8 protein-coding genes are annotated in these 8,642 nt (G+C 70.6%); 7 read left to right on the forward strand and 1 reads right to left on the reverse strand.

Going from position 1 to position 8,642, the window contains the following annotated elements; genetic code table 11:
* The 4 genes from QM624_RS07520 to QM624_RS07535 form a co-directional block, all read left to right on the forward strand.
* The coding region (locus tag QM624_RS07520) for an ATP-grasp domain-containing protein (RefSeq protein ID WP_415090373.1) at positions 1–407 on the forward strand (407 nt) is incomplete at its 5' end.
* A 290-nt stretch (positions 408–697) separates the two neighbouring features.
* Positions 698–1,120 (forward strand): DUF6069 family protein, encoded by a 423-nt coding sequence (locus QM624_RS07525; RefSeq protein ID WP_415090375.1) that lies wholly within the window; start codon positions 698–700, stop codon positions 1,118–1,120.
* Positions 1,121–1,169: 49 nt separating this feature from the next.
* On the forward strand, positions 1,170–2,249 hold the full coding sequence (locus QM624_RS07530; protein ID WP_415090377.1) for a sensor histidine kinase: 1,080 nt from the start codon (positions 1,170–1,172) through the stop codon (positions 2,247–2,249).
* Positions 2,239–2,859: a response regulator transcription factor gene (locus QM624_RS07535; protein ID WP_298133423.1), complete on the forward strand. Its 621-nt coding sequence runs from the start codon at positions 2,239–2,241 to the stop codon at positions 2,857–2,859. Before QM624_RS07530 ends, QM624_RS07535 begins: the two co-directional genes overlap by 11 nt.
* A gap of 6 nt (positions 2,860–2,865) precedes the next feature.
* On the opposite strand, the gene rarD is transcribed toward QM624_RS07535, so the two are convergent.
* Positions 2,866–3,762, reverse strand: a complete 897-nt coding sequence (rarD, locus tag QM624_RS07540; RefSeq protein ID WP_415090380.1) for an EamA family transporter RarD — start codon at positions 3,760–3,762, stop codon at positions 2,866–2,868.
* A gap of 64 nt (positions 3,763–3,826) precedes the next feature.
* Here rarD and QM624_RS07545 point away from each other — a divergent pair, with 64 nt between their 5' ends.
* The 3 genes from QM624_RS07545 (at position 3,827) to QM624_RS07555 (ending at position 8,534) form a co-directional block, all read left to right on the forward strand.
* Positions 3,827–4,774, forward strand: coding sequence for a thiamine-phosphate kinase (locus QM624_RS07545; RefSeq protein ID WP_415090382.1), 948 nt, complete (start codon positions 3,827–3,829; stop codon positions 4,772–4,774).
* 173 nt (positions 4,775–4,947) lie between these two features.
* Positions 4,948–5,940 carry an esterase/lipase family protein gene (locus QM624_RS07550; protein WP_415090384.1) on the forward strand — a complete coding sequence of 331 codons (993 nt, stop codon included), beginning with the start codon at positions 4,948–4,950 and terminating at the stop codon, positions 5,938–5,940.
* A 143-nt stretch (positions 5,941–6,083) separates the two neighbouring features.
* Complete coding sequence (locus QM624_RS07555; RefSeq protein ID WP_415090386.1) at positions 6,084–8,534, forward strand: DNA translocase FtsK 4TM domain-containing protein; 2,451 nt, start codon at positions 6,084–6,086, stop codon at positions 8,532–8,534.
* Positions 8,535–8,642 lie beyond the last annotated feature (108 nt).

The raw sequence follows: 8,642 nt of genomic DNA on the forward strand, positions 1-8,642 counted from the left end.
AGGTGGAGTTCGCGGTGCTCGGCGGACGCGGGGGAGCGCCCCGGGTGTCGCTGCCGGGCGAGATCGTGATGCGCACCGACGGCGCCTTCTACGACTTCGAGGCCAAGTACGTCTCCGACGACGACGCGATCCTGAAGGTGCCCACCGAGATGGATCCGGGCCTGCGCGAGCGGGCCGCCGACGTCGCCGCACGCACCTTCGAGGCGATGGGGGCCGAGGGCCTGGCCCGGGTGGACCTGTTCCTGACCGCCGACGGCCAGGTGCTGGTGAACGAGATCAACACCATGCCCGGCTTCACCCACATCTCGATGTTCCCCTCCTTGTGGGCGGCCAGTGGGATCGACTACACCACGCTGATCACCGACCTGATCGAGCAGGCCCTGGAGCGCCCGGTCGGCCTGCGCTGAACTGCCGGTACCGCCGGTCGAGCTTGTCGAGACCCAGCACCGCGTCCCACTGGTGACCGTGTGGACGGTTCTTTTCGTTCCACAGGTGGGTCATGAGCGGGACGAAGGGACGGTTCTTTTCGTCCCACCCGATTGGCCGCCGATGCCACGTCGATCGCCAGGGCTCGTCGGTGCCCATGTGACATCTGTCCCATCGGATCCGTGACACCGCACCCTGCGGCGGACCGGGGTCGGTTGCCTAGCGTGAAGACAGGCCGAAGAACTCGTCCCGGCCGTGAAGGAGATTGATCATGAACACCACCGAACTCGCCCCGCAGACCACCACCAGCCGTACCCGGGCCCCCTGGTCCACCGAACTGGTCGGCGCCGGCGCAGCCGTCGTCTGCGCGCTCGTCCTGTGGACGACGCTGGTGCCGCTCGGCGGCGTCGATCTGTCCGCCGACATGGGCGGCAGCGTCAAGCAGATCGGTGCCCTGGACGTCGGGCTGACCGCGCTGGGCGCCGGCCTGATCGGGCTGCTCGCGCTGCGAGTGCTGGAGCGGTTCACCCCGAAGGCACGCACCATCTGGACGATCACCGCGCTGGTCGTGCTGGTGCTGTCCTACGCGGGCGCCGTGATGGCGACGAACACCGCCGCGATGTGGTCGCTGATCGGCCTGCACTCCCTGGTGGCGGCCGTGGTGATCGCGGTCGGCGTCCGGTCCCGGCGCTGAACCGAGTCGCCGTCGGCCACGGGCACGCCGTCCGCGTAGCGTGAGGCCCATGAGAGGCCCCGATCCGGTACTGCCGCGCAACGCGGCGGTACTGATCTGGGTGCCGGTGCTGCTGCTGGCGCCGCTGCTCAACCTGCCGGCGGCACCCGTCCGGCTGGGCGGGATCGCGCTGGTGCTGCTGGCCGCGGTGGGCGCTGTCGCCGGTGTGCTGCTCAGCTGGCCCGACCCGACCCGGCCGTCGATCGCGGCCTGGCTGCTGGCCGCGCTGTCGGTCACCGCCGGATCGCTGCTCTGGAACGGCTGGGCGCCGGCCTGGCTGCTGGTGGCCATGGTCGCCGGACTGGCCCTGCCGGTGCGGGTCGTCTGGGCCGCCATCCCGCTCACCGCCGTCGTCGCCGCCTACCTGCAGTACCGCTTCGATCCGGTCATGGAACAGGCTCTGACCAGGGTGTTCGTGGTCGCCCTGACCGGCACCACGGCAGCTGTGCTGAACCGGCTGCTGATCACCAACCGCGAACTGCGGCGCACCCGTGAGCAGTTGGCATCCGCGGCCGTCGCCCAGGAACGCGAACGGGTGGCCCGCGACCTGCACGACGTGCTCGGCCACACCCTGTCGGTGATCGTGGTCAAGGCGGCCGCGGTGCGCAGGCTGCTCGCGGTCGATCCGGCCGCGGCCGCCGAGCACGCCGGCGACATCGAATCGGTCGGACGCTCGGCGCTGACCAGGGTGCGCGAGGTCGTCCATGACGCGGCCGCACCGAGTGTGGAAACCGAGTTGGCCGCGGCCCGGGACGTGTTGACCGCCGCCGGTATCAACGTCACCGCATCGCCGGAGTTCGCCGTCGATCCCAAGCTCGGTGAGCCGCTGGCCTGGGCGCTACGAGAAGGAGTCACCAACGTGCTGCGACATTCAGGTGCCAGCCGGTGCCGGATCGAACTGGGCCGCGCCGACGGAATGGTGCGGCTCAGCATCGCCGATGACGGCGTCGGACACCTCGGTGAACGCACGGACGGCCTGGGCGGGCTGGCCGGGCTGCGCCGCCGGTTGCAGGCGGCCGGCGGCGGCCTGGAGACCCGGCCCGGCACCGACGGGTTCACCCTGATCGCGTGGGTGCCCGATGCCGACTGAGCCGACGATCCGGATCCTGCTCGCCGAGGACCAGGCGATGATGCGCGGCGCACTGGCTGTGCTGCTCGACCTGGAGGACGACCTGGCCGTGGTCGCCCAGGTCGCCGACGGCACCGAGATCGTGCCCGAAGCGCTGCGGGTGCGGCCCGACGTGGCCCTGCTCGACATCGAACTCCCCGGACGCAGCGGGCTGGACGCCGCCGCCGACCTGGCCCGCGAACTGCCGCAGTGCCGGGTGCTGATCCTGACCACCTTCGCCCGGCCGGGCTACGTGCAACGCGCGATGGCGGCCGGCGCCCGCGGCTTCCTGGCCAAGGACGGACCGGTCGAGTCGTTGGCGGACGCCATCCGCAGCGTGGTCGACGGCGGCACGGTCGTCGATCCTGAGCTGGCCCGGCATGCGTTGCGCGACGCGTCCAGCCCATTGACCGAACGCGAGCGTGGCGTGCTGGCCGCCGCCGAGGACGGCTCGACGATCGCCGACATCGCCGCCCGGCTGCACCTGTCCGCCGCCACGGTGCGCAACTACCTGTCCAGCGCGATCGGCAAGACCGGTACCCGCAACAAGGTGGAGGCTGCCCGGCTGGCCAGGGAGAACGGCTGGCTGTAGCGGGCGTTACGTCGGTTCGAGCGCCTCCGGCTGCTGATGGCTGCGGATCGTCATCACCAGATAGATCGCCGAGCCGATCCAGACCCCGACCAGGCCGATCCAGTAGCTGAGGCTGACGTGCTCGCCGAAGAAGGTGATGCCGAGCAGGAACTGAATGGTGGGCGAGACGTACTGCAGCACCCCCAGCACCCCGAACTGCAGCCGCGGCGCGGCAACCGCGAAGAACCACAGCGGCAGCGCGGTGACCGCGCCGGCCATCACCAGCAGGACGGTGAGGCCAGTGTTGTGCCCGAACTGCCCCGCCGGCCCCAGCCAGAGCAGATAGGGCAGCGCCAACGGAGTGAGGAAGGCCGATTCGACCAGTAGCCCTTGCAGCGCGGTGAGCTGGGACCGCTTCTTCACCACCCCGTACAGCCCGAAGCTGACAGCCAGGGCGAGTGAGATGCCCAGTCCCTGCCAACTGCCCGCCGAGATGATCAGCACGCCGACCAGCACGATGGCGCCGCCGATCTGGGCGCCGCGGCTGAGCCGTTCACCGAATAACAGCACGCCGAGCAGCACGATCACCAGCGGGTTGATGAAGTACCCCAGCGATGCCTCGACCACGTGCTGGTTGTTCACCGCCCAGATGTAGATCAGCCAGTTCGTCCCGATCAGTGCGGACGCCGCCAGCAGGCTGGGCAGCGCCCGCCGGGTGAACACCGAGCTGCGCAGCCAACCCCAGCCGCCGCGCAGCAGGAGCAGGGCGAGCAGCACCAGCACGAACGACCAGACGATCCGGTGCGCCAGGATCTCCAGCGGGCTGGCCGGTTGCAGGGCGGCGAGGAACGGCGGCAGGAATCCCCAGGTGATGTAGGCGGCGGATGCGGCGGCCAACGCCTGCTTGCTACTGATCTCGGACACTAACGGACCGCTTCCTTGGGCACCCAGGGATGCTTCCACCACCGAGGTCCTAAGCTCAACTTCCATGGCGGGACGCACGGTTGCCGAGACTTCCGAATTCGATCTGATCGGCTCGATCACCGCGGGATTGCCGACCGGGCCCGCGGTCCGGGTCGGTCCCGGCGACGACTGCGCGGTGTTCGCCGCGGACGGCGATATCGCCGTCTCCACCGACACCATGGTCGAGAACGTCCACTTCCGCCGCACCTGGTCGGCGCCTGAGGATGTCGGACGCAAGGCGGTCGCGGCCGCGGTCGCCGACCTGGAGGCGATGGGGGCGCGTCCGATCGGCGTGGTGCTGGCCCTGACCATTCCGGCCGAACTGGAGATCTCCTGGGTCGAGGGCTTCCAGGCCGGCGTCCGTCAGGAGTGCGAACTGTCCGGAGCGCTGCTGCTCGGCGGCGACATCACCCGGGGCCGCGACATCACCGCGTCGGCCACCGTATTCGGCGACCTGCAGGGATGCCCCCCGGTGACCCGTTCCGGCGCTCGCCCCGGCGACGTGGTCGCCGTGTGTGGACGGCTCGGCTGGGCGGCCGCCGGGCTGACCGTATTGAACCGCGGCTTCCGTTCACCGCGTGCTGTCGTGGTCGCCCACCGGGTGCCCGAACCCCCCTATGGCCAGGGCATCGTGGCGCAACAGGCCGGCGCGTCCGCGATGATCGACTGTTCCGACGGCCTGCTCGCCGACCTGGGCCACCTCGCCGAGGCGTCCGGGGTGGCCATCGATGTGGACACGTCGAAGCTCGACGTCGCCGAGCCGCAGAGCGTGGTGGCCGCGGCGGTCGGGGGAGGGGACCCGCTCACCTTCATCCTCACCGGCGGCGACGACCACGCCCTGCTGGCCACCTTCGCCGCCTCCGACGTGCCGGACGGCTGGCGAGTGATCGGCACCGTCTCGGACGGCGATCCCACGGTCACCGTCGACGGCGCCGCCTGGGAGGGCGACGCGGTCGGCTGGCGCCACTTCTGACCCCTTCCGTCATCCCGGCCACCGCTGGTCGAGCTTGTCGAGACCCTTCCGCACCCGATTTCGACAAGCTCAATCACCGCTGGTCGAGCTTGTCGTGACCCTTCTCGCGCGCCAAGGAAGTATCAGCGCCCCCGCGTCCGCCTCCTTCCTGACAACGCCAGAAGGAGTCCACGATGACCGCCCAGCTCGCACCTCGGATCGGTGAGGCCGCCCGACGACTGCGGCTGCCCGACGGCGGTTGGGCCCAGCTGGACGGCCCGCTCACGCCCGGGGTGCCGCTGGTGCTCCTGCTGCACGGTTTCCGGGGCGGCCTGGCCAGCATGGCGGCCGCGCCGTCCGGGCAGCGGAGCTGGCGCGAGGCGCTGCTGGCTTCGGGTTTCAGCACCCTGAGCTATGAGCAGACCGCACCCGACGGTCTGCTGGCGCCGAACCTCGAGCAGCTGGTCGAGATCACCGCCGGACCGCTGACTCATCACTCCCGGTTGCGCCGGCTGCCGCTGGCGATCGTGGCGCACAGCCGCGGCGGACTGCTGGCCCGGCTGCTGATCGACCGCGCGGCCAACGAGCCCCGGCTCCGCGGCGTCGTCGATCGGCTGAGCCAGGTGATCACCCTGCACACCCCGCACCAGGGTTCCGGCCTGGCGGCGCTGGCGATCGGCGTGGACCGGACCGCCCGGCGGCTGCAGTCCGCGGTGGCGTCGTTGGGTCTCCGTCCGGCGGTGCTCGCCGCGCTCTGCTCGCTCTCGGCGTCCCCGGCAGTGGCCGAACTGGCGCCGGGCAGCCCGACCCTGCGCGCCCTCGCCCGCCGCCCCGCGCCGACCTGCGTTCCCTGGCACACCTTCGGTGGCATCAGCGCCGATCTACGGCGGATCTGCACGCTGCTCGGCCCGGTCCCGCCGGACGGCAGGACCTCCGCCCCGGCCAGGCTGGCGCGCACTCGCGGACTGTCCGAGGTCGTGGGCGTGCTCGACCGGTTGGCGCTGCTCACGCCGGCGCTCCGCGAGGGCGAAGGCGACGTGGTGGTGGCTGACGCCTCCGCTCGGCTGCCGTTCGCGGACAGCCACACCGTCAACCGGCTGACCCACGTGGAAGCGCTCTGGGACGTGAATCTTCAGCACCAGGTCGTCGCGCTGCTCAGCGACCGGTACCTGCTTGCCGCCGCCTGAGTGTCGCGAGGTGAAATAGGGATCGGGATCGGGCACCGTCAGCCGTGCCCGATCCCGATCTTTGTTCGCTGCCTCCGGCGCCCACCCGCGCCAACCGGCGTGGAAGCTGTGCGTCCGGCACCCGATGTCCTAGGGTGGCGACCATGGCGACCCGCGCGTCTTCCCCATCGCGGTCTCGTAACAGCGCCACGCGCAGTTCCGCACCGCGGTCGTCCGGAAGCAAGAAACCACCGGCCCGCTCGTCTTCGCGCGGGCGATCCAAGCCGAAGCAGCGTTCCGGGTTCTTCCCTGCGCTCGGACGCGGCGTCGCCGCGATCTGGAACGGACTCGCCCGAGGTGTCGGTGCGCTGGCCCGTGGCATCGGGCACGGGGCCCGTGACCTCGACCCTGCGTTGCGCCGCGACGGTGCCGGCCTGGCCCTGATCGGACTCGCCGTCCTGATCGCCGCCGAGTTCTGGTTCGGCATCCCCGGCACGTTCGGCCGCTGGATCCACATCGGGGTCAGCACAGTGTTCGGCTCGCTCAGCGTGGCGCTGCCGCTGTTCGCGCTGGCCATGGCCTGGCGCACCCTGCGGCATCCCGACCACAACGGACCCGCCGGCCGGCAGGTCGTCGGCTGGGGGAGTGCCCTGCTCGGTCTGCTCGGGCTGATCCACATCTCCAAGGGCATGCCCCGCTTCCCGGACGCCGAGGCCGTCCGTGCCGCCGGGGGAGCGCTGGGCTTCATCGCCTCCACCATCGTCGCCGACCTGGTCACCGTCTGGGTGGCGGTGCCGCTGCTGATCCTGCTGATGCTGTTCGGCATCCTGGTGATCGTCGGCATTCCGCTGCACGAGTTGGCCACCCGGTTCGCCGAGTTCAAGGCGAAGTTGCCGGCCAAGCCCGAACCTCCCGCGCCCGAACTGAAGTACGGCGTCGACGAGGCCTACGACACGCCGCTGGTGGGTGACATCGAGCCGGCCGAGATCGACCACTGGCCGGCCGACGAGCCCGACCTCGATCCGGTCGTGCCGCAGCCCGTCACCGCGGGCAAGGCGCCGGCGCCGCGGGTCGACGAACCGGCTGAGCTGCCCGCTCCCGAACACAGCCACCAGCCCGCGGTTGCTGAGCAGTTGCAGCTCAGCGGCGACGTCCAGTACGTGCTGCCCGAGCCGATGGTGTTGAAGGCCGGTTCGGTGCCGAAGGCCCGCACCCAGGCGTCCGACGCGGTGGTGGGACGGCTCACCGAGGTGCTGCGCCAGTTCGACATCGACGCCACCGTCACCGGCTACATGCGCGGCCCGACGGTCACCCGCTACGAGGTCGAGCTCGGCCCCGGCGTCAAGGTCGAGAAGGTCACCGCGCTCGGCAAGAACATCGCCTACGCGGTCGCTTCGGCCGACGTCCGGATCCTGTCGCCGATCCCCGGCAAGTCGGCGATCGGCATCGAGATCCCCAACGCCGACAAAGAGATCGTGTCGCTGGGCGACGTGCTGCGCAGCCCGATCGCCCGCAACGACCACCACCCGATGACAGTCGGGCTCGGCAAGGACGTCGAGGGCGGCTACCTGGTGGCCAACATGGCCAAGATGCCGCACCTGCTGGTGGCCGGCGCCACCGGCTCGGGCAAGTCCAGCTTCGTCAACTCGCTGATCACCTCGATCATGATGCGGGCCACGCCGGACGAGGTGCAGCTGCTGCTGGTCGACCCGAAGCGGGTGGAACTCACCCACTACGAGGGCATTCCGCACCTGGTCACGCCGATCATCACCAGCCCGAAGAAGGCCGCCGAGGCGCTGCAGTGGGTGTGCCGCGAGATGGACACCCGCTACGACGACCTGGCCGCCTTCGGGTTCCGGCACGTCGACGACTTCAACAAGGCCGTCCGGGCCGGTGCGGTGAAGCTGCCGCCGGGCTCGGAGCGCGTGCTGGAGCCGTACCCGTACCTGCTGGTGATCGTGGACGAGCTGGCCGACCTGATGATGGTCGCGCCGCGCGACGTCGAGGACTCCATCGTCCGGATCACCCAGCTGGCCCGGGCCGCCGGCATCCATCTGGTGCTGGCCACCCAGCGTCCGTCCACCGACGTGGTCACCGGCCTGATCAAGGCCAACGTGCCTTCCCGGCTGGCGTTCGCGACGGCGTCCATGACCGACTCCCGGGTCATCCTGGATTCGCCGGGCGCCGAAAAGCTGGTCGGCCAGGGCGACGGGCTGTTCCTGCCGATGGGCGCCTCCAAGGCGATCCGGGTGCAGGGCGCCTGGGTCACCGAGGCCGAGATCCGCCAGGTAGCGAAGCACGTCACCACCCAGCTGCAGCCGCAGTACCGCGACGACGTCCAGGCGGCCCCGGAGTCGTCCACCAAGGTCGCCGAGGACATCGGCGACGACCTGGAACTGGTGCTCGAAGCGGCCACCCTGGTGGTCAACCTGCAGCTCGGTTCGACCTCGATGCTGCAGCGCAAGCTGCGGGTCGGTTTCGCCAAGGCCGGACGCCTGATGGACATCCTGGAGACCCGCGGCGTGGTCGGCCCCTCCGAGGGCTCCAAGCCCCGCGAGGTGCTGGTCAAGCCCGACGATCTCGACGAGGTGCTGGTCAACCTCCGCGAGGGCTGAATCGCACGCACGGTCCGCGGGGACGGTTCTCTTGGTCACCGGGGACGGTTCTCTTGGTCACCGGGGACGGTTCTCTTGGTCACCGGGGACGGTTCTCTTGGTCACCGG

The sequence above is a fragment of the Micropruina sp. genome, assembly GCF_047606365.1.
Taxonomy (GTDB): domain Bacteria; phylum Actinomycetota; class Actinomycetes; order Propionibacteriales; family Propionibacteriaceae; genus Micropruina.